This is a genomic window from Mesorhizobium sp. M3A.F.Ca.ET.080.04.2.1, assembly GCF_003952525.1.
Classification (GTDB): domain Bacteria; phylum Pseudomonadota; class Alphaproteobacteria; order Rhizobiales; family Rhizobiaceae; genus Mesorhizobium.
The window spans coordinates 4518522-4537797 of the sequence record NZ_CP034451.1 but is presented as its reverse complement, the minus strand read 5'-3'; the positions used below and the strand labels follow the sequence as shown (position 1 = coordinate 4537797).

General features: G+C 65.2%; 17 protein-coding genes and 1 pseudogene. 9 read left to right on the top strand and 9 right to left on the bottom strand.

Annotation, left to right across the window (positions count from 1 at the left end; all coding sequences use genetic code 11):
- Positions 1 to 30: 30 nt before the first annotated feature.
- From EJ074_RS21690 to EJ074_RS21680, 3 genes are all read right to left on the bottom strand, one after another.
- Positions 31 to 486, bottom strand: a complete 456-nt coding sequence (locus EJ074_RS21690; RefSeq protein ID WP_245454885.1) for a copper chaperone PCu(A)C — start codon at positions 484 to 486, stop codon at positions 31 to 33.
- 176 nt (positions 487 to 662) lie between these two features.
- The gene (locus EJ074_RS21685; protein WP_095804404.1) at positions 663 to 1010 is read right to left on the bottom strand and encodes a hypothetical protein; all 348 of its coding nucleotides are present in this window, start codon (positions 1008 to 1010) and stop codon (positions 663 to 665) included.
- Positions 1011 to 1149: 139 nt separating this feature from the next.
- Positions 1150 to 2052 (bottom strand): GntR family transcriptional regulator, encoded by a 903-nt coding sequence (locus EJ074_RS21680; RefSeq protein WP_095804912.1) that lies wholly within the window; start codon positions 2050 to 2052, stop codon positions 1150 to 1152.
- 251 nt (positions 2053 to 2303) lie between these two features.
- Here EJ074_RS21680 and EJ074_RS21675 point away from each other — a divergent pair, with 251 nt between their 5' ends.
- The 3 genes from EJ074_RS21675 to EJ074_RS21665 all read left to right on the top strand — a co-directional run bounded on the left by EJ074_RS21675 (position 2304) and on the right by EJ074_RS21665 (position 5942).
- Positions 2304 to 3809 carry an altronate dehydratase family protein gene (locus tag EJ074_RS21675; protein WP_129553767.1) on the top strand — a complete coding sequence of 502 codons (1506 nt, stop codon included), beginning with the start codon at positions 2304 to 2306 and terminating at the stop codon, positions 3807 to 3809.
- Positions 3810 to 3968: 159 nt separating this feature from the next.
- A complete protein-coding gene (locus tag EJ074_RS21670; protein ID WP_129553766.1) occupies positions 3969 to 4964 on the top strand; it encodes an aldo/keto reductase in 996 nt (331 codons plus the stop codon).
- Between the two features lie 147 nt (positions 4965 to 5111).
- Positions 5112 to 5942 (top strand): amidohydrolase family protein, encoded by an 831-nt coding sequence (locus EJ074_RS21665; RefSeq protein ID WP_129553765.1) that lies wholly within the window; start codon positions 5112 to 5114, stop codon positions 5940 to 5942.
- 170 nt (positions 5943 to 6112) lie between these two features.
- Here the strand turns inward: EJ074_RS21665 and EJ074_RS21660 are convergent, their stop codons facing one another.
- From EJ074_RS21660 to EJ074_RS21650, 3 genes are all read right to left on the bottom strand, one after another.
- Positions 6113 to 6970, bottom strand: a complete 858-nt coding sequence (locus EJ074_RS21660; RefSeq protein WP_129553764.1) for a sugar phosphate isomerase/epimerase — start codon at positions 6968 to 6970, stop codon at positions 6113 to 6115.
- A 164-nt stretch (positions 6971 to 7134) separates the two neighbouring features.
- Positions 7135 to 8322, bottom strand: a complete 1188-nt coding sequence (locus EJ074_RS21655; protein WP_095804412.1) for a Gfo/Idh/MocA family oxidoreductase — start codon at positions 8320 to 8322, stop codon at positions 7135 to 7137.
- A 154-nt stretch (positions 8323 to 8476) separates the two neighbouring features.
- Positions 8477 to 9532: a sugar phosphate isomerase/epimerase gene (locus EJ074_RS21650; RefSeq protein WP_129553763.1), complete on the bottom strand. Its 1056-nt coding sequence runs from the start codon at positions 9530 to 9532 to the stop codon at positions 8477 to 8479.
- Between the two features lie 400 nt (positions 9533 to 9932).
- Between EJ074_RS21650 and EJ074_RS21645 the strand changes: the two genes are divergently transcribed.
- The 4 genes from EJ074_RS21645 (at position 9933) to EJ074_RS21630 (ending at position 13807) form a co-directional block, all read left to right on the top strand.
- A complete protein-coding gene (locus EJ074_RS21645; RefSeq protein WP_095804414.1) occupies positions 9933 to 10820 on the top strand; it encodes a sugar phosphate isomerase/epimerase in 888 nt (295 codons plus the stop codon).
- Between the two features lie 53 nt (positions 10821 to 10873).
- A complete protein-coding gene (locus EJ074_RS21640; protein ID WP_129553762.1) occupies positions 10874 to 12043 on the top strand; it encodes a mandelate racemase/muconate lactonizing enzyme family protein in 1170 nt (389 codons plus the stop codon).
- A 2-nt stretch (positions 12044 to 12045) separates the two neighbouring features.
- Positions 12046 to 12762: a FadR/GntR family transcriptional regulator gene (locus EJ074_RS21635; protein WP_129553761.1), complete on the top strand. Its 717-nt coding sequence runs from the start codon at positions 12046 to 12048 to the stop codon at positions 12760 to 12762.
- Positions 12763 to 12826: 64 nt separating this feature from the next.
- Positions 12827 to 13807 (top strand): hydroxyacid dehydrogenase, encoded by a 981-nt coding sequence (locus EJ074_RS21630; protein ID WP_129553760.1) that lies wholly within the window; start codon positions 12827 to 12829, stop codon positions 13805 to 13807.
- A gap of 117 nt (positions 13808 to 13924) precedes the next feature.
- Here the strand turns inward: EJ074_RS21630 and EJ074_RS21625 are convergent, their stop codons facing one another.
- Complete coding sequence (locus EJ074_RS21625; protein WP_129554078.1) at positions 13925 to 15220, bottom strand: amidase; 1296 nt, start codon at positions 15218 to 15220, stop codon at positions 13925 to 13927.
- A gap of 102 nt (positions 15221 to 15322) precedes the next feature.
- On the opposite strand from EJ074_RS21625, the gene EJ074_RS21620 reads away from it, so the two are divergent.
- Positions 15323 to 15670: a GFA family protein gene (locus tag EJ074_RS21620; protein ID WP_095804417.1), complete on the top strand. Its 348-nt coding sequence runs from the start codon at positions 15323 to 15325 to the stop codon at positions 15668 to 15670.
- A 74-nt stretch (positions 15671 to 15744) separates the two neighbouring features.
- Here the strand turns inward: EJ074_RS21620 and EJ074_RS21615 are convergent, their stop codons facing one another.
- Positions 15745 to 16959, bottom strand: coding sequence for an MFS transporter (locus tag EJ074_RS21615; RefSeq protein ID WP_129553759.1), 1215 nt, complete (start codon positions 16957 to 16959; stop codon positions 15745 to 15747).
- A 172-nt stretch (positions 16960 to 17131) separates the two neighbouring features.
- Here EJ074_RS21615 and EJ074_RS21610 point away from each other — a divergent pair.
- Positions 17132 to 18098, top strand: a pseudogene (locus EJ074_RS21610) (AraC family transcriptional regulator).
- A 57-nt stretch (positions 18099 to 18155) separates the two neighbouring features.
- On the opposite strand, the gene EJ074_RS21605 reads toward EJ074_RS21610, so the two are convergent.
- Entirely contained in the window at positions 18156 to 19241 is a 1086-nt protein-coding gene (locus EJ074_RS21605; RefSeq protein ID WP_129553758.1) for an ABC transporter ATP-binding protein, read from the bottom strand.
- Between the last annotated feature and the right edge of the window lie 35 nt (positions 19242 to 19276).

Here is a 19276-nt window from a genome sequence, read left to right as displayed (position 1 = left end):
TCTGATTTCGTGTTGTGGCGAATGGCCGGATCAGTCGTCGTGGTCCATGTCGGCCGTCTCACCCATGCCTTCGACGGCAAAGTCGACCGTGACGCTGCCGGCCTTTTCAAAGGTCAGAGTGGCCTGGAATTTCTCGCCCTGCTTGGGCTGACGCTTGAGGCCGACGAACATCAGGTGATAGCCGCCGGGCTTCAGCGCGACCTTGCCGCCCGCCGGAATTTCCAACCCCCCGCCGACCGGCCGCATGGTCATCACGCCGTCCTTGACCCCCATTTCATGCAGTTCGGCCTTTTCGCAGATGTCGGAGGAGACCGACACCAGCCGGTCCGGCGCTGCACCCTTGTTGGTCACCGAGAAATAGCCGCCGGCCACCTTGGCGCCGGGCGGCGTCGCCCGCGACCATGGATGGCCGATCTCCAGATCGCCGAGCTTGAAACCGTGTGCCGAAGCTTCCGGAATGCAAGCCAACAGAAGGAGGATGAACATGGCAAGGCCGAGATATTCGCGCCCCCGCCCTAGCGGACCGCGATGAGCGTGTGCGCGCGCCGCAGGAAGAAAAACGGACATGGTTGCTCCATGGATATGACATCGCGCCGTCGTCCGGTCGCGAGCAGTCTGAACTTGGATGAATACACCCGCCAAAAGTTCCGCGGGCCGTCTCGTTAGACCGTTGCCGGCGGCGCGCGTGGATTGGCCGGCGACCGGCAACGGGCGAAATCGAGATGCAGGAACGCCCGAGCCGGGAAAGCCACGGTCTCGGACGCCAAGATCCTGGCAGTCGCTTCGATGTCCGGCGGCGGCAGATGCGCCGGTGAAACCATGCTGCAGCCGAGCGAACAGCAGGCCGGCATATGCTGCTGATGCCGCTCGCCGCCCGGAAGCTTGGCTGCCCCTTCATGGGTGCAGATGACGTTGCCGAAGGCATCGGTCTGTGGCGGCTCGCCAAAGGCGAAGGCGCCGAGCGCCGACTGAAGCAACAGCAGCAAGGCCGCGACGAACGCGGCCGGCATGCTCCATCGTCTCAGCCGGATCTCCAACAGACTGCCTCTTGCCAGCAACTGGCCGACCCTAGCACGTGCCCGGCGGCCGGAAAATCGGCAAAACCGTGCTGCGGCAACGGGGCGCGATGCGCCAGGGGATGCGCCGGCGTCAGGCTGGCTGCGCCTGTCGTCCTTCGGGGATAGAGCTCAGCAGCGTCTGCCGCGCGGATTTCAGATGCTTGCGGCAGGCCGCGTCGACCTTGGCGAGATCGCGCGATTTCAGCGCCGCGATATAGGCCAGATGCTCCTGGACAGCGACCTCGTTGCGCTGACGTTCCTCAGCCTTGTTCCATTGGTAGTGGTAATGGAAGATCATCGCGATCACGTCATAAAAGTCGACGATGAAGCGATTATGCGACGCGCGATGGATCAGCCTGTGAAGTCGCTCGTCGAGTTCGGAGAATTCGTTGAACCGCGTGGCGATCTCGCCGGCGAGCTGGCGATGCTCGATTTCCAGCCTCTCCAGATCGACCCAGACCGGGCTGTCCTCCGGCAGCGCGACGAAGGCGGCAGCCGAGCGCAACTCGAACATTTCGCGGATTTCGGTCAGTTCCAGCGCGAAGGCGCGGGTAAAACCCTTCAGCACCCAGTGGCTGTTGCGCCGCTTCTCGATCAGGCCGAAGCGCGAGAAGCGGATCAGGAACTCGCGCACGCTGGTGGTGCCGACGCCGATCTCGCGCGCCAATTCGAGCTCGTTGATCTGCATGCCGGCTTCGGCGCCGCCGGCCAGCAGCTTGCGCATGAACGAGCGCTCGATGATCTCGGCCAGCGTATCGGTCTCCTCGTCGGGGAAGAAGTCTTCCGGCCGCGGCCCGCGAAGCACGATCTTGGTGCGCTTGTTCCAGGCGATCAGGCCGGTCTCCTCCATGCGCGCCAGGATGCTGCGAACCGTGGTTCGGCTGACGCTGAGCAGCGTGCCGAGCTCGGGTTCCGACGGCAGGCTCTTGGTTTCGTCGAGCAGCCGCAGGCAGCGGTTGAAGGCGTCCTTGTAGACGTTGTTGCTCTTCGACATGCCCGTATCCCCTGCGCTTGCGGCGGCTGGCCGGACGCGCGATATGATCGGTGTTCCTAGCCTAAGCCTTGCGAAAGCGGAATCGGTTTTCGCCGGCTCGGCAGGCAGGCGAGGGCGCATCCGAACAGTCGCTGCGTCCCCGATGAAAAAACAATTGACGCAAAAATGTTTTTTCACGATAAAAGACATTATCTTCAAACGGGCGCGTGTCAATCCGCCCGCATTCCCAGGATTACCCAGGACCGCCGCCCGTGAACGCCTCAAACAGCATCCTTCTTTCCCCTGCCGACAACGTCGCGGTCGCCAATGGCCGCATCGAAATCGGTGCCCCGTTGCCGGGGGGCGCCGTCGCGGTGGCGGCGATCGATCCCGGGCACAAAGTGGCGGTCAAGCCGATCGCGGCCGGCGAGGCGGTGGTGAAATATGCCCAGGCGATCGGCCGCGCCACGCAGGATATCGCACCGGGCGAACACGTCCACTCGCACAATCTCGTATTCGAGAGCGGCCGCCTTCCCGTGGTGCCGCCAAGCGAGGCCGAGCACGCCACCGAGGCCGACCGCAAGCGCACCTTCATGGGCTATCGCCGCGCCGACGGTCGCGCCGGCACGCGCAACTTCATCGGCATCATCGCCAGCGTCAATTGCTCGTCCACCGTCTGCCACGCCATCGCCGACGAGGCCAACCGCACGTTGCTGCCCAAATACCCGGGCATCGACGGCTTTGTGCCGATCGTCCACGGCCAGGGCTGCGGCATGAGCGCCACCGGCGACGGCATGATGGTCCTCCACCGCACCCTCGCCGGCTATGCCCGCCACCCGAATTTCGGTGGCGTGCTGATGGTGGGCCTGGGCTGCGAGGTCAACCAGCTCACCCTCTACGGCCAGAAGGGTGCTGCCGCCGGCAAGCGCCACTTCAACATCCAGGAGGCCGGCGGCTCGCGCAAGTCGGTCGAGCGAGCGATGGGCGTGCTGGCCGAAATCGCCGAGGAAGTCGGCCAGTTGCAGCGCGAGCCGATCCCGGTCAGCGAGATCGTGGTCGGCCTGCAATGCGGTGGCTCGGACGGCATGTCCGGCATCACCGCCAATCCGGCGCTGGGTGCCGCCGTCGATATCCTGGCCGGCTGCGGCGGCGTCGGCATCCTGTCCGAAACGACCGAGATCTACGGCGCCGAGCACCTGCTCGCCTATCGCGCCGCGAGCCCTGAGATCGCCGCCAAGCTCGATGGTTTTGTGAAGTGGTGGGAGGATCATGTCGCCAAGCATGGCGCCTCGATCGACAACAATCCTTCGCCCGGCAACAAGCGCGGCGGCCTGACAACCATACTGGAGAAGTCGCTGGGCGCAGTGGCAAAGGGCGGCCGGACGCCGCTCAACGGCGTCTTCGGCTACGCCGAGAAGGTCACCGGGCACGGCCTGGTGTTCATGGACACGCCCGGCTACGACCCGGTCTCGGCCACCGGCCAGGTGGCCGGCGGCGCCAATGTCATCGTCTTCACCACCGGCCGCGGCTCCTGTTTCGGCTGCCGGCCGACGCCGTCGATCAAGATCGCCACCAACTCGACCATGTACCACCAGATGGAAGAGGACATGGACGTCAATTGCGGCGTCATCGCCTCGGGCGAGAAGACCATCGCGGGCATGGGCCGCGAGATCTTCGAACTCATCATCGAGACGGCGTCGGGCCGCAGGACCAAGAGCGAGGCGTTCGGCTACGGCGACAACGAGTTTGTCCCCTGGCATCTCGGCGCCACGCTCTAGAGCAATCCCAGGAAAAGTGCGTAGCGGTTTTCCGTCCGGAATTGCGTGAAAACAAGCACTTAGAGCGGATCAGCGATTCTGAGAAAAGCTGAACCGCTCTAGCACCCCAGCAGGAACATTGGCCTGGCGGACACGACAGACGGCACGGGGAGGGTTTGCATGAACAAGCGCCGGATCGGCACGACCGCGCTCGAGGTGACCGAGATCAGCTTCGGCGGCGCGGCGATCGGCGGGCTCTATCGCGCCTGCTCCCGGGACGCGGCGATGGCGACCCTGGAAACGGCGTGGAATTGCGGCCTGCGCTATTTCGACACCGCCCCCTTTTACGGCTTCGGCCTCTCCGAGCGGCGCACCGGCGACTTCCTGCGTGACAAGCCGCGCTCGTCCTACGTGCTGTCGACCAAGGTCGGCCGCTTGTTTCGGCCGGTGCCTGAGGATCAGGTTCCCGACCACTCCTATGTCGATCCACTGCCCTTCGCGCTCGACTACGATTACTCCTATGACGGCATCATGCGTTCGGTCGAGTTCTCCTACGCGCGGCTCGGATTGAACCGGATCGACATCCTCTTCGTGCACGACATCGGCACCTACACGCATGGCGCCGAGACGACGAAACTGCATTTGCGCCAGCTGATGGACAGCGGCATGAAGGCGCTGGAGGAACTGAAATCGTCCGGCACCATCTCGGCCTACGGCCTCGGCGTCAACGAGGTGCGGATTTGCCTCGACGTGCTGAAGCGCGCGCCGCTCGACTGCATCCTGCTTGCCAGCCGCTATTCGCTGCTCGACCGCAGCGCCGAGGCCGAACTGCTGCCGCTCTGCCGCGAGCGCCAGACCTCGCTGGTCATCGGCGGCGTTTTCAACTCGGGCATCCTGGCGACCGGACCGGTGGAAGGGGCGCATTTCGACTATCTGCCGGCCCCGCAGGACATCCTCGACCGCGTCGGTGCGATGCAAAAGATCGCCACCGCAGGTGGCTATCCGCTGGCCGCCGCCGCCTTCCAGTTTCCTCTGCACCAGCCCGTGGTCGCCTCGGTCCTGACCGGCACGGCCAAGCCCGCCAACCTGACGCGCAACCTCGAACTGCTCGACGTCAAGGTGCCGCCGGCGGAGTTCGCCAAGTACGATCCCTACAAGATCGTACAACAGCTTTGATGCCCTGCTTCAAGGCGCAATGGCGCGGCCCCGCTCGCTCAACTCGTCGCCATCGCACGATACTTGCCGGCACGCCACGCGATCTCGCAAGATGGGCGCATGAGAAATCCGGCCCGATCAGGGCCATCATCGAGATCGGATGAGACGATGCAGAAGATCGACGCGCACCAGCATTACTGGCGGATCGACCGCGGCGACTATTTCTGGATGGGTCCGCATGTCGCGGCCATCATGCGCGATGTCTTTCCGGCCGACCTCAAGCCGCATCTCGACGCTGCAGGCATTGGCCGCACCGTCGTCGTGCAGGCGGCGGCCACGGTCGCCGAAACGGACTTCATGCTCGATCTTGCCGAGAACGAGCCCAGCATCGCGGCGGTGGTCGGCTGGGTCGACCTCGAAGCCGACGACGTCGAAGCGACATTGCGCCGGCTGGCGGCGCGGCCGAAGTTCCGCGGCATCCGCCCCATGCTGCAGGACATCGACGACACGTTCGACATCCTTAAGCCGAAGCAACTCGCAGCGCTGAAGCTTCTGCCGAAGCTCGGCCTGCGCTTCGACGCGCTGGCCCAGCCGCGCCACCTGCCGGTGGTCGCAGCCATCGCCGACCACATTCCAGACCTGCCCATCGTCGTCGACCACGCGGCGAAACCCTTCATCGCCAGGGGCATCCTCGAACCCTGGGCGAGCGACATGGCGGCGCTGGCGAAGCGACCATCGGTGGTTTGCAAATTCTCCGGCCTGGTCACCGAGGCCGGCGCGAACTGGTCTGTTGCAGGCCTGAAACCCTATGCCGATCATCTGCTCGCCTGCTTCGGGCCGGAGCGCCTGATGTTCGGCAGCGACTGGCCGGTCTGCGAGTTGGCCGCAACCTACGAGAATTGGCTCGCCGCGGCGAAGGAGCTTCTGGCGGGGCTCAGTCCAGCCGAACTGGACGCCGTCTTCGGCGGCACCGCCGCACGCTTCTACGGCATCGATTAGTCGCTGGCGGCTAGTGAATGGTGAATGGTGAATGGTGAATGGTGAATGGTGGGCAACATAGGGCGCGGCGAAGGAAAGGATCTCAATCACTAATCACTAATCACTAATCACTAATCACTAATCACCATTCACCATTCACCATTTGACCGACAGCAGCCCAAACAGGGCGTTCAGTCCCGGCCTGCCGCCTTCCAGCCATCCCTGATGTGCTTATACCCCTCCCTATACACCGCCTCCGGGTTCTCCGCGAAATCGCGCCACACCTTGGTCGCGGCCGCCAGATCCTTCAGCGAGCGCCCGAAGGACTCGATGGTCAGCCAGTCGTCATAGCCGCTCTTGCGGATGGCGGCGAAGGTCTCCTTCCAGGGGACGTGGCCACGTCCCGGCACGCCGCGGTCGTTCTCCGAAATATGGATATGAACGACGTTCCGGCGGTTGCGCGTATAGGCGCCAATCGGATCGGCCTCCTCGATATTGGCATGAAAAGTGTCGTACATCGCCTTGATGTGCGGCCGGTCGATCGCGTCGATATGCTCCGACAGATCGTCCATCGTGTTCAGCAGATAGCATTCGAAGCGGTTGAGCGCTTCGAGCCCGATGGTGACGCCCTTCTTGCCGGCATGGTCGCCTATCGCGCGCTGCGAGGCGATGGACCGCTTCTTCTCGGCCGCCGTCGGTCCGCTGCCGGAAAAGGCGCCGAGCGTCGAATGCAGCGGCCCACTCAGCCTGTCCGCGCCGAGCGCGGCGCTGCAGTCGATCGCCCATTTCATGTAGTCGATGCCGGCCCTGCGCGTCGCGCGGTCCGGCGAGATCAGGTTCATCGCTGGATCGCCCATGGCCGAGACCGCCGTGCGTTGCAGGCCGATACGGTCGAGCATCTCGCCAAGCTTTTTGTAGTCGTCAGGCATCCCACCGAAGACCGGTATCTCGACGCCGTCGAAGCCGGTCGCCTTGATGTCCTTCAGCACCGCCTCGTGCTTCTTCGAGACGCTCGTCGTCCACAAGAACATGCACATGCCGATTTTCATCGACACCCTCCCCTTGCAGAGCGCCTAGGGGTGGCGAGGTTCAGGTCAGGCCGAGCCGGAGCGGTGGATTCTGAGAACCGGAGCGGAGCGTATATCCGTACCTGAGCACCGGAAGCGCAGGAAGCCGCCGTTTGCAGGCCGGCCTCACCTGAAGATCGTCACCCCTACAGCTTTGTCCAGGCCCCATTCTTCTTCGACGACTTCACGCAGGCCTCGATGAAGGCCATGCCCTCGACGCCGTCGGCAATCGTCGGGAAGACGACATCCTTGGCCAGCTTGCCGCCCTTCCGGCGCGCCGCACGGATGGCGCGGGCGGCCTCCTGGTAGATGTTGGCAAAGCCTTCGAGATAGCCTTCAGGATGGCCGGACGGCACGCGCGTGACACGTCCCGCGACCGGCATTGCGCCGGCGCCGGCGCGGGTCAGCAACTGCTTCGGCTGGCCGAAAGGCGTGTACCAGAGATAATTCGGGTCGGCCTGCACCCATTCCAGCCCGCCTTTCGAACCGTAGATGCGCAGCTTCAGCCCATTCTCGTGACCGGGCGCCACCTGGCTTGCCCAGATCATGCCCTTGGCCGGATGCGCCTTGCCGACCGGCTTGAAGCGCAGCAGCACGTTGACGTTGTCGTCGAGTTGCCGGCCGGGCACGAAGGCGTCGAGGTCGGCCGACAAGGAATCCAGCTCAAGCCCCGAGACGAAGCGCGCAAGGTTGTAGGCATGCGTGCCGATGTCACCCAGCGCGCCGCCGGCTCCGGCCTGTTTTGGATCGGAGCGCCACGCTGCCTGCTTCTGGCCAGTCGCGGCAAGGTCTTCGGTCAGCCAGTCCTGCGGATATTCCGACTGCACGATGCGGATTTCGCCGAGCATGCCCTTGGCCACCATCTCGCGCGCCTGACGGATCATCGGATAGGCAGTGTAGTTGTGGGTGAGGACGAACACCTTGCCGGTCTTTTCGACCAGCGCCGCGAGCTTCTTGGCCTCGGCCAAACTCGTCGCCAGCGGCTTGTCGCAGATGACGTGGATGCCTGCCTCGAGGAAGGCCTTGGCCGCCGGCACATGCACATTGTTGGGCGTCACGATCGCCACCGCCTCGATGCCGTCGGGGCGCTTGGCTTCGGCCTTGGCCATCTCGGCGTAGGAGCCGTAGCTGCGCGACGGGTCGAGCCCGAGCTCTTCGGCCGAAGCCTTGGCTCGTTCCGGATTCGATGACAGCGCGCCGGCCACCAGCACGAAATCATTGTCCATGCGTGCCGCGATCCGGTGCACCGCGCCGATGAAGGCGCCCTGCCCGCCGCCGACCATGCCGTAGCGGATCGGGCCGCCTCCCGTTTCCGCCTTCGATGCGCCGACCATGTTTGTCTCCCTCGTGTGAAATACCCCTCCCCTTGAGGGGAGGGTGGCCCGAAGGGCCGGGAGGGGTCGGTTCATGCCGAGCTCTACACCCGGCGACCCCACCCCGATCCGCTACGCGGATCGACCCTCCCCTCGAGGGGGAGGGAAAGCAGTGCTAGATCCCCATCATCGCGCGCAGCAGCTTTTTGTCACTCGTGCCGCCGGCGAAATCGTCGAACGCCCGCTCCGTCACCCTGATGATGTGGTGCTGGATGAACGGCGCGCCTTCGGCGGCGCCGTCCTCGGGATGCTTCAGGCAGCATTCCCATTCCAGCACCGCCCAGGAATCGTAATTGTACTGGGTGAGTTTCGAGAAGATGCCGCTGAAATCCACCTGGCCGTCGCCGAGGGAACGGAAGCGGCCGGCCCGGTTTACCCAGCCCTGATAACCGGAATAGACGCCCTGCCGGCCCGTCGGGTTGAACTCGGCATCCTTGACATGAAAAGCCTTGATCCGCTCGTGATAGATGTCGATGAACTCGAGATAATCGAGCTGCTGCAGGAGGAAGTGCGACGGATCGTAGTTGATGTTGCAGCGCTTATGGCCGCCGACCGCGTCGAGGAACATCTCGAACGTCGCGCCGTCGAACACGTCCTCGCCCGGATGGATCTCGTAGCCGACGTCGACGCCGTTCTCGTCATAGGCATCGAGGATCGGTTTCCAGCGCTTGCCGAGCTCGGCGAACGCCTCCTCGATGAGGCCTGGCGGGCGTTGCGGCCACGGATAGAGATAGGGGAAGGCGAGCGCGCCGCTGAAGGTGACCGACGCCTTGAGGCCGAGATGCTTCGACGCCTTGGCGCCGAACTCCATCTGCTCGACCGCCCATTTCTGTCGCGCCTTTGGGTTGTTGTGCACCTCGGCCGGTGCGAAGCCGTCGAACTGCGCGTCATAGGCCGGGTGCACCGCCACGAGTTGGCCCTGCAGATGCGTCGACAGCTCCGTGATCTCGACGCCGGCATCGGCGCAAATGCCTTTCACCTCGTCGCAATAGGTCTTCGACGCCGCCGCTTTCTTGAGGTCGAACAGGCGTCCGTCCCAGGTCGGGATCTGGACGCCCTTGTAGCCGAGGCCGGCCGCCCATTTGGTGATCGAAGCCAGCGAATTGAACGGTGCGGCGTCGCCCGCGAACTGCGCCAGAAACAGGCCGGGACCCTTCATCGTCGTCGGCATTCGGCATCCTCCCTCTGTGTTCTCACGACCAAGCATAGCGCCGATTGGAAGGAGGGCCAGCCTGTTTGGTCATCTTCCGCGGACATGTGTCGGTCTCGCCATTCTGGTATGACCAAATATCGTTATCGGGTCAAGCGCCATGATGGTCGCTGGCGACGCGCGCCTCGGCATTCGGCAGCACCGTTTTTCCATATTAATCAGCACTGTAAAGGGAAAATCCAGGCTCGGCCTCCGGCTCCTTGCCGCGCCGGGCAAATTGCTGTAGACCTCGCATCAGGCCCAATTGGTCGAACCAGTTTGCCAATCTACTGGAACGCCGTGGGGAGGAGATCGCGCGGCGTGGCTTCGCCGGAAGAACGCCGCGGAAAACGTGACAGGCGAATTCTGGGAAGGATAGACCATGCATCTTTCGACGCACAACTGGATGCGGGCGGAGCCGTTGGAGGTGACGCTCAAGCGCATCAAGAAACTCGGCTATGAGTCGATCGAGATTTCCGGCGAGCCGGAACAGTACAAGACCAACGAGACACGCGCCCTGCTGAAGGAGCACGGCATCCGCTGCTGGGGTTCGGTGACGCTGATGCTTGGCGAGCGCAACCTTGCCGCCAAGGACCAGGGCCAGCGCGAGCGCTCGGTGAAATATGTCAAGGACGTGCTCACCATGGTGAGCGAGCTTGACGGCGAGATCATCACCCTGGTTCCCGCCACCGTCGGCAAGGTCGTGCCTGACGGCACCGAGGCGGAAGAATGGGGTTGGGTGGTGGACGCCACGCGCGAATGCTTCGCCCACGCCAAGAAGGTCGGCGTCAAGATCGCCGTCGAGCCGCTCAATCGCTTCGAGACATATCTCTTCAACCGCGGCGCCCAGGCGCTCGCGCTCGCCGATGCGGTCAGCCCGGAATGCGGCGTCTGCCTCGACGCCTATCACATCCACATGGAGGAATTTAACGTCTACGACGCCATCCGACAGGTGGGAAAGCGCCTGTTCGACTTCCACGTCGCCGACAACAACCGCTTCGCCGCCGGCCTCGGCCAGATCGACTGGCCGAAGATCGTCGGCACGCTGAAGGAGATCGGCTATGACGGCGCGCTGACCAACGAATTCGTCGCGCCCGTCGACCGCACGCCGGCGGCACCCTATCCCGAGATGGTGGAGCGCAACCCGGTCGATATCTCGCCCGAGCAGCTCAAATTCATCCAGGACCACGGCTCCAGCCTGCTGACCGAGAAGTTCTACACCGACCAGATGCGCATCACCGCCGAAACGCTGCTGCCGCTGATCAGATAGACGGTTCGATTGAAACCCTTCCGCCTCGCCGGGCGGCAGGGCCGGGGATGAAGATGCGCATCAGAAACGTCCAGGCCTGGTGGGTCCGCATACCGATCGCAGTCGCGAAGCAGCATCGCAGCGACTTCGGTCAGGTGACGACGTTCGACGCCGCCATATTGCGCATCGAGACAGAAGACGGCCTGGTAGGCTGGGGCGAGGGCAAGAACGCCGCCGGCAGCGCCGGCAGCTACGGCGCCCTCGTCCATATGCTCAACCACGAGATCGCGCCGCAGCTGATCGGCCGCGACCCGGCCGATATAGGCGTGGTCTGGGAGATGCTCTACAACGGCGTGCGCCACCAGACGGCGGCCCATGCCGGCCACGCCATGCCGCAGCTGGCGCGGCGCGGCATGAGCGTGGCCGCAATCAGCGCCGTCGACATCGCGCTCTGGGACATTCTCGGCAAGTCGCTGGGACAGCCGGTCTGGCGGCTGCTCGGCGGCCGCAAGGTCGAGCGCATGCAGGCCTATGCGTCCGGCGGCTGGGCCGCCGCCGATGCCATTGGCGACCAGCTGAAATCCTATATCGCCAAGGGCGGCTTCAGAGCGCTGAAGATGCGCATCGGCGCCATGGACGGCGCCCCGCATATTTCGGCCGCGCGCGTGCGCGCCGCCAGACAGGCAATCGGCCCGGATGTCCAGCTGATGGTCGACGCGCACGGCACCTACACCGTCGCCGAGGCGAAGCGCTTCATCAGCCTTACCGCCGATCTCGACCTCGCCTGGTTCGAGGAGCCGGTGATCGCCGACGATAAGCCGGGCATGGCCGAGGTACGCGCCTCAGGCTCGGTCCCGATCGCCACGGGCGAAAGCGAGGCGACACGCTATGCCTTCCGCGATCTGGCGGTGCTCAAATCGGCCGACATCTTCCAGCCCGACCCCGCCTTCTGCGGCGGCATCAGCGAGGCGATGAAGATCGGCACCATCGCCAGCGCCTTCAACCTGCGCCTGGCGCCGCATCTGTGGGCGGGAGCGCCGTGCTTCTTTGCCGGGCTGCATGTCTGCGCCGCTTCGCCGGCCAGCTTCACGATCGAATATTCGCTCGGCGCCAATCCGATGATCCACGATCTCGTCGAAGAGACTGTCGAAGCAAAGGACGGTATGATAGCGATCCCCGAAAAGCCTGGATTGGGTTTCACCATTTCCGAGCGGTTCCTGGAGGCGCACGCGCAACGCATTTGACGATGAAAGAAAAGAACCTTCTCGCCGAACTCGCCGCCTATCTGTTCTCCAACTCGGACAAGGAGACCGGCCGCACACCGTCGGAGCGCGAGCTGGCGGAGCATTTCGGCGTCAGCCGCGGCCAGATCCGCGAGGCGCTGGCGATCCTGGAAGCCATGCGCATCGTCGAGCGCCGCGCCAAATCCGGCATCTATGTCGATACCAAGCAGGCCAGCGTGGAAGCGTTAGCGCTTTTCGCTCGCGCGGGCCTGCCGCTCGACCCGGTGCAGATCTACGAGACCGTCGAATTGCGCAAGATCCACGAGATCAAGGCCGCCGAGCTTGCCTGCTCGCGCGCCACGGAGGAGAATTTCGAGCGGTTGCGCGAAATCCTGAAAGCTTCCGAGGAGCGCATCGCCGCCGGCGAAGGTCTCGCCAAGGAAGATCGCGAGTTTCACCTTGAGATCGTGCGGGCGACCAAGAACGGCGTCTTCCACAACATCTGCAGTGTCTATTATCTGATGGGCGAGCAGCGCTTGCCGATCTATTTCAACGATCCCGAGCGCAGCGTGCGCTCGCATGCCGAGCACATCCAGATCTACGAGGCGCTGCTGCGCCGCGACGGCAACCTTGCCCAGGCGCTGATGAGCGCTCATCTGCAGGGCGCCGAGAGCTACTGGAAGGGGCTGATAGAAGGCCGGGCAACGGAGCCGGATAGCGCGGTGCTCGAAAAGGCCTGAGCATTTTGCAGCCAAGCGGAATCGCTTGGCGTGGCAGAAATGCGGCTAAACAAACAGGGGCTCAATGCGAAAGATCCTGTCGACGCATCCGCTGCACCCACGCGCGACCGCCATGTTGGGGGGAGCAGGCCGGCTGGCTATCGCGACTGCCCTCGACGCCAGGACGTTGACCGCCGAAGCCACGGACGCCGACATCGTCATCGTTCGCGCGCCGCTGCCGCCGGATCTCTTTGCCGGCGCGGCGAACTTGCGCGCCGCGATCCGCCATGGCGCAGGGCTGGACATGATCCCGGTCGACGCGGCCACTGCCGCCGGTGTCCTGGTGGCGAACGTGCCGGCGGTCAACGCCCGCTCGGTCGCCGAGCATGTGATGTTCGTCGCGCTCGCGCTCTTGCGCCGTTTTCGCATGATGGATCGCGATCTGCGCGCCAAGGGCTGGCTCGCCGGTCGCGAGCACGCCAATTCGACCAGCGAGCTGGCCGGCAAGACCATGGGCATTGTAGGCCTTGGCGCCGTCGGCCAGGCCGTCGGTCATATCGCCGCGCACGGCTTCGACCTCAATGTCATAGCGACCACGCGCAGCCTGCGTCCGGCGCCCGAGCGCGTCGGCTTCCTGTCGATCGACGCGTTGGTCGAGCAGAGCGACATCATCGTTCTCTGCTGCCCGTTGACCGAGGAGACGCGCGGCCTGATCAGCCGCGAGCGCATCGCGCGCATGAAGCCCAATGCGCTGCTGATCAACGTTTCGCGCGGACCGGTGGTCGACGACGATGCGCTGATCGAAGCATTGCGGAACGGCCGCATCGGTGGCGCCGCGCTCGACGTTTTTGCGTCCCAGCCGCTGCCGCCCACCCATCCCTATTTCGGTTTCGACAATGTCATCGTCACCCCGCACATGGCAGGCATCACCGAGGAATCGATGATGCGCATGGGCGTCGGCGCTGCCGGCGAGGCGCTGCTGGTTCTCGCCAACAAGCTGCCGGTCAACCTGCGCAACCCGGAAGTGATCGAGCACTACCGGCGACGTTTCCCGAGCAGCGATTAGTTCCCCGGCGAGCACCGCGACAGTGCAGACATGAGAGGCCGGCAGGGCCAGAGGGGGCGCGACGGGATGCAACGGCATTTCCGTGATGTGCATCTTGCTTCGGTCGCGGCACCCATATTAACGGCCAAGCAAAGCCTCCACCGCCGCAGCAATGCTGAGAAGCTGACGGTCGTGGCCATGCCGCCCCACCAGCATCAGTCCGACCGGGAGTCTCATGCCCGGCATCGGCAGCGAAATCGCGCAGAGATCGAACTGGTTGGCAACCTGGGTGTTGCGCAGCAGCAGGCCTTCCGTCCGGTTTCGAAGCGCTTCGTCGCTGGCGATGACGGCGATCGACGGCGCTACCATCGGCGTGGTTGGAAAAGCCAGCACATCGACCCCACTCAGCCGTTCATCCATTGCCGCGACCAGTTCCGTTCGGCGTCGGATTGTCCGGATGTAGACGGAGGCGGTCACCGCCAGAGCCCGCGACAACGGCCCGCTGACATGCGCATCGACCGGCACCGAGGCACCCGTCGCCAGCCAGTCGGCATGAACCTCGGCGCCTTCTATTGCCGCGATCGAGGCCTGCTTGGTCGCCGCACGCATCTCTACGATGAGGTCGTCGATCGACCAGTCGGCGATTCGCGCGCCGGCCTGTCCGGCCCTGTCGACGCAAGTCCCGAAAGCTGCAGCGACGTCGGCCTGCGTGTCGCTGAACAGCATGCCGCGGGGAATGCCGATGCGCAGGCCGGCAAACGGGAGCGGCTGCGGAGCAGCCGGCTCCTCGCCGGCCATGACCGCATCGGCGATCGCGCAGTCGGCAACGCTGCGGGCGAGCGGCCCGATGGAATCCAGCGTCGTCGACAGCGGGAAGGCGCCCGCCAGCGGCACGCGCCGCGCCGTCGGCTTGAAGCCGACGACGCCGTTGAGCGAGGCCGGAATGCGCACCGAGCCGCCGGTGTCCGAGCCGATCGAGATGTCGCTGCTGCCCTCGCCCACAGCCACCCCGGCCCCGGACGACGAGCCGCCCGGGATCAGGCTGGCATCGGCGGCATTGCCGGGCGTGCCGTAATGCAGATTGTCACCGATCGCGGTGAAGGCGAATTCGGTCATGTTGGTCTTGCCGAGGATCACGGCGCCCGCCTGGCGCAGCCGGCGCAGGATCGTGGCATCCCGCGTTGCCGGCGGCGCGCCTGCAAGCATCAGCGAGCCCGCCCTGGTCGGCTCGCCGGCGACATCGAACAGATCCTTGATCGAGACGATCGCACCGTCGAGCGGCCCGAGGCTCATGCCGGCCTTTTGCCGGGCGTCCGCTGCATCCGCTGCCGCGCTCGCCGCCTCGCGATAGAGCTTCATGTAGACCTTCTCGTCGGCAACGCGGTCCGCAAGGCGCGACAGGATGGCTTCGAGGCGGTCGCGGGCGGCTTGCATGTCGATGTCGGACTCCGGCAGCATGAAACGTCTTTGAGGCACCGGCCAAGGGATAACCCGTCAAGGGCGCCTTTGCACTTACCGAAGCGAGAGGAAGAACCGATGCTCTACAAAGGCAGCTGCCACTGCGGCAAGGTGGCGTTGGAGGTCGAGGGCGAGCTTGGCGGCGCCGTGCGCTGCAACTGCTCGATCTGCGCGCGCAAGGGCGCGCTGCTCTGGGCAGTGCCGCATGCCAGCATGCGCCTTGTCGCCTGGGGCGACGACCTCGGCAGATACAGCTTCGGCAAGGCCTCGATCGCGCATCGCTTCTGCCGGACCTGCGGCATCCATCCGTTCGCCGAGGATGTCGGCCAGGGCAGCGAGCGCAGCGCCTATATCAACATCAATTGTCTCGAGGACGTCGACCTCGCCGCGGTGCAAGTGTTCGATTTCGACGGCCGCTCGGCGTGAGGGCCATCCCAACGGTATCGGCCCGAAACCCCCGAAGAGTCTGGGCCGATCCGAAAAGGGATACCGGCTTCTTGCTATTCAGCCTGTCTCGGTCCCACGGCAAAGGTCACCAGGGCCGCGAGCAGGGTTGCCGCGGCGCTATAGGCGAAGGCGCTGGCCACGCCGGCATGGTCGACCAGCAGGCCGCCGAAGACCGCGCCCAGCGCGATTGCCACCTGGAACGTGGCGACCATCAGCCCGCCGGCGCTCTCGGCCTGGTCGGGCGCGGCGCGCACCAGCCAGGTCTGCAGCCCGACCGGCACCGCGCCGAAGGCAAAGCCCCAGGCGGCGACCGCCGTTGCCGCGATCACCGGCGAGGCGCCGAGGGTCAGCATGGCAAGCGCCGACAGCGCGATCAGCAGCGGCGCCAGCGCGACGGCAAGCTTCAGGTTGCGCTCGGCCAGGAAGGCGCCGGCGAAATTGCCGAAGAAACCGCCTATGCCATAGGCGAGCAGCACCAGCGAGATGGTCGCTATCGGCATCGCCGGCACCGTCTCGAGGAAAGGCCGCACATAGGTGAAGCCGGCAAACTGTCCGGAGGCGACCAGCAGCACGACCAGGAGGGCGACGCGAATGGTCGACCGCTTCAGCACCTCGATCAGGGTGCGAAAGCTTGCCACCGCCATAGGCGGCAGGCTGGGAATGGTGGCGAGCTGCACCAGCAGCGCCAGCGCGCCGACGACTGCCGCGATCATGAAGGCGGTGCGCCAGCCCCAGATGTCGCCGACATAGGCGCCGACGGGCGCCGCGGTGACGGTCGCCACCGACACGCCGGTCAGGATGATCGACATGGCGCGCGGCATCAGCCGCATCGGCACCAGCCGCATCGCCGTGGCGGCCGACATCGACCAGAAGCCGCCGAGCGCGACGCCCAGGACCACCCGGGCTAGTAGCAGCATCGTGAGTGAGGATGCGAAGGCGGCAAGCAGGTTGGAGACGATCAGGAGCACGCTGAGCAGCCACATGACCAGCCGACGGTCGAGCCGCTTGGTGACGATGGCCATGGTGGGCGCGGCAATCGCGCCGACAACGGCCGTCGCCGTAACCGCCTGGCCCGCGGCACCCTCACTGACGCCGAGATCCTGCGCCAGCCGCGTCAGCAGGCTGGCGGGCAGGAATTCGGCGGTCACGAGGCCGAACACGCCGAGCGCCAGCGAGACCACCGCGCCCCACACGGGCTCGCTTCGTTCCTCGGGTTCGGTTCTGTCGAGGACAGCAGCGTCGATGGCGCCCGTGGCGGGTTCAGTCATGGCAAATTCTCCGATCTGTCTGCGGCGCCACGTCAGGGGATGACCGGCTCGGGCTCCACCTGTTCGATGCCTGGCGGGCGGCTTCGTCGGTCGATTTGGTTGCGCTGCAACATTGGCTTGCGGTGCAACATAGGGAGTGACTGCCTGGAGTTTCCATGCTAGAAACGCCGAAATGTCTTACAATTCGTCCAAAACCACAGGGCCCTCATCGGGCGATCCACTAACCCATGCTGCGCGGCTTGCGGCTCGACGGCGTCGATTATGGCCGCTGCGTGCTGGGCGAGCCCTGGGCCGTTTCCTTCCCGGCGCAGAAGGCGGCGCGGTTCCATTTCATCAGCCAGCAGGGCTGCTGGCTATTCTCACCGGCCAAGGAATGGATCGAGCTCTCGGTCGGCGACGCGCTGTTGATCTCGCGCGGCGACGAGCATGTGCTGGCGAGCGCGCCCGGCGTCCCTCCGGTGCCGATCGGCCGCTACACCATCGAACCGGTCTGCGAGAACATCTACGACGTCTCCAACGGCTGCGACGGCCGTAAGACCTTGCTGTTTTGCGGCAGCATGCATTTCAACCTCGACCGTTCGCATCCTCTGCTCGACATGATGCCCGACCTGATGCAGGCGCATAAGCTGATGGCGAACGCGCCGGGCATCCAGCATCTGCTCGACGCGATGGCCGGCGAGGTGACGATGGACCGCGTCGGTTCCGGAGGTATTCTTGCCCGCCTGGCCGACGTGCTCGCCGCCACCATCATCCGCTCCTGGGTGGAGAACGGCTGCGGCGACGCCACCGGATGGATCGCCGCCGTCCGCAATCCGGATGTCGGCAAGGTGCTCGCCGCCATTCACCTGCAGCCCGACCGCGACTGGACGGTCGAGGCGCTGGCGCGGCTGATGGGAGCGTCGCGCTCCGCCTTCGCGCAGCGCTTCGCTGCCGTCGTGGGCGAGACGCCGGCCAAATACGTGTTGCGCGTGCGCATGCACCAGGCGCGGCAGTGGCTCGCGCGCGACGGCATGCGGGTATCGGTCGCGGCGGCGAAATTGGGCTACGATTCGGAAGCCTCCTTCAGCCGCGCCTTCAAGCGCGTGATGGGCCTGGCGCCGAGCCATGTGCGCAACAACGGCGTCGAAGGGCAACCCTGACGCTCGATCATCGACTGTCTGCGAGAGGCGCTTCTCTTCTGAGGAAGGACGCCGGCGCTATCCGGCGTGCCGCAGGCTCACCCCGCTACCCTTGTCGAACATCACCACCTTGTCCGGGTTCCAGGCGAAGCGGACGGGCTGCTCGATCTCGACGGCGGTCCTCGCCGGCACGGTGGCTCTCAGCATCGTTTCGCCGACCCTCAGCGTCACGATCTTCTCGACGCCATGGTTCTCGACATCGTGGACCTTGGCCTCGACCGGCGCGCCGCCTTCCAGATAGACGTCCTCCGGACGGATGCCGAAGACGAGCGGCCGACCGTCGGCCGCGCCGTCGGTTTTGACCGCGCCTGAAAGCGGCAGCTCGAAATTCATCGGCGCCATCACCGCGCGGTCGTTGACCAGTTTGCCGTCGATGAGATTCATCGGCGGCGACCCGACGAAGCTCGCGACGTAGGTGTCGCGCGGATTGTTGTAGATTTCCTGCGGCGTGCCGGTTTGGACGATGCGGCCGTGGTTGAGGACGCCGACCTTGTCGCCCATCGACATTGCCTCGATCTGGTCGTGGGTGACGAACAGGAAGGTTGCGCCGAGTTGCATCTGCAGGTTCTTCAATTCCGTGCGCAGCGCCTCGCGCAGCTTGGCGTCGAGCGCCGACAGCGGCTCGTCCATCAGGAACACGCGCGGCTTGCGCACGATCGCCCGGCCGATCGAGACGCGCTGCATCTCGCCGCCGGAAAGCCGGTCGGTCTTGCGGTCGAGCAGGTGCTCGATGCGCAGCGTGCGGGCGGCGCGCGCGACGCGGTCCTTGATCTCGGCGTCGGGCAGCCGACGGATCTTCGGCTTCAGCGGGAATTCGAGGTTCTCGCGCACCGTATAGCGCGGATAGAGCGAATATTGCTGCAGCACCAGCGCCACGTCGCGCTCGGCCGCGCCCCATCCGCCAACATCGACGCCGTCGATGAAGACCTGGCCCTCGGTCGGCTTCTCGAGCCCGGCAATCAGGCGCAGCGTCGTCGTCTTGCCGGCGCCGGTCTCGCCAAGCAGCACGAAGAACTCGCCATCGGCGATTTCGAGGTTGAGCCCGGTCAGCGCCGTGTGGCCGCCGAACTTCTTGGTGATGTTCTTCAGCTCGATATGGGCCATGTCTCTCTACTGTCTCGTTTCTATTCCGAGGGCGG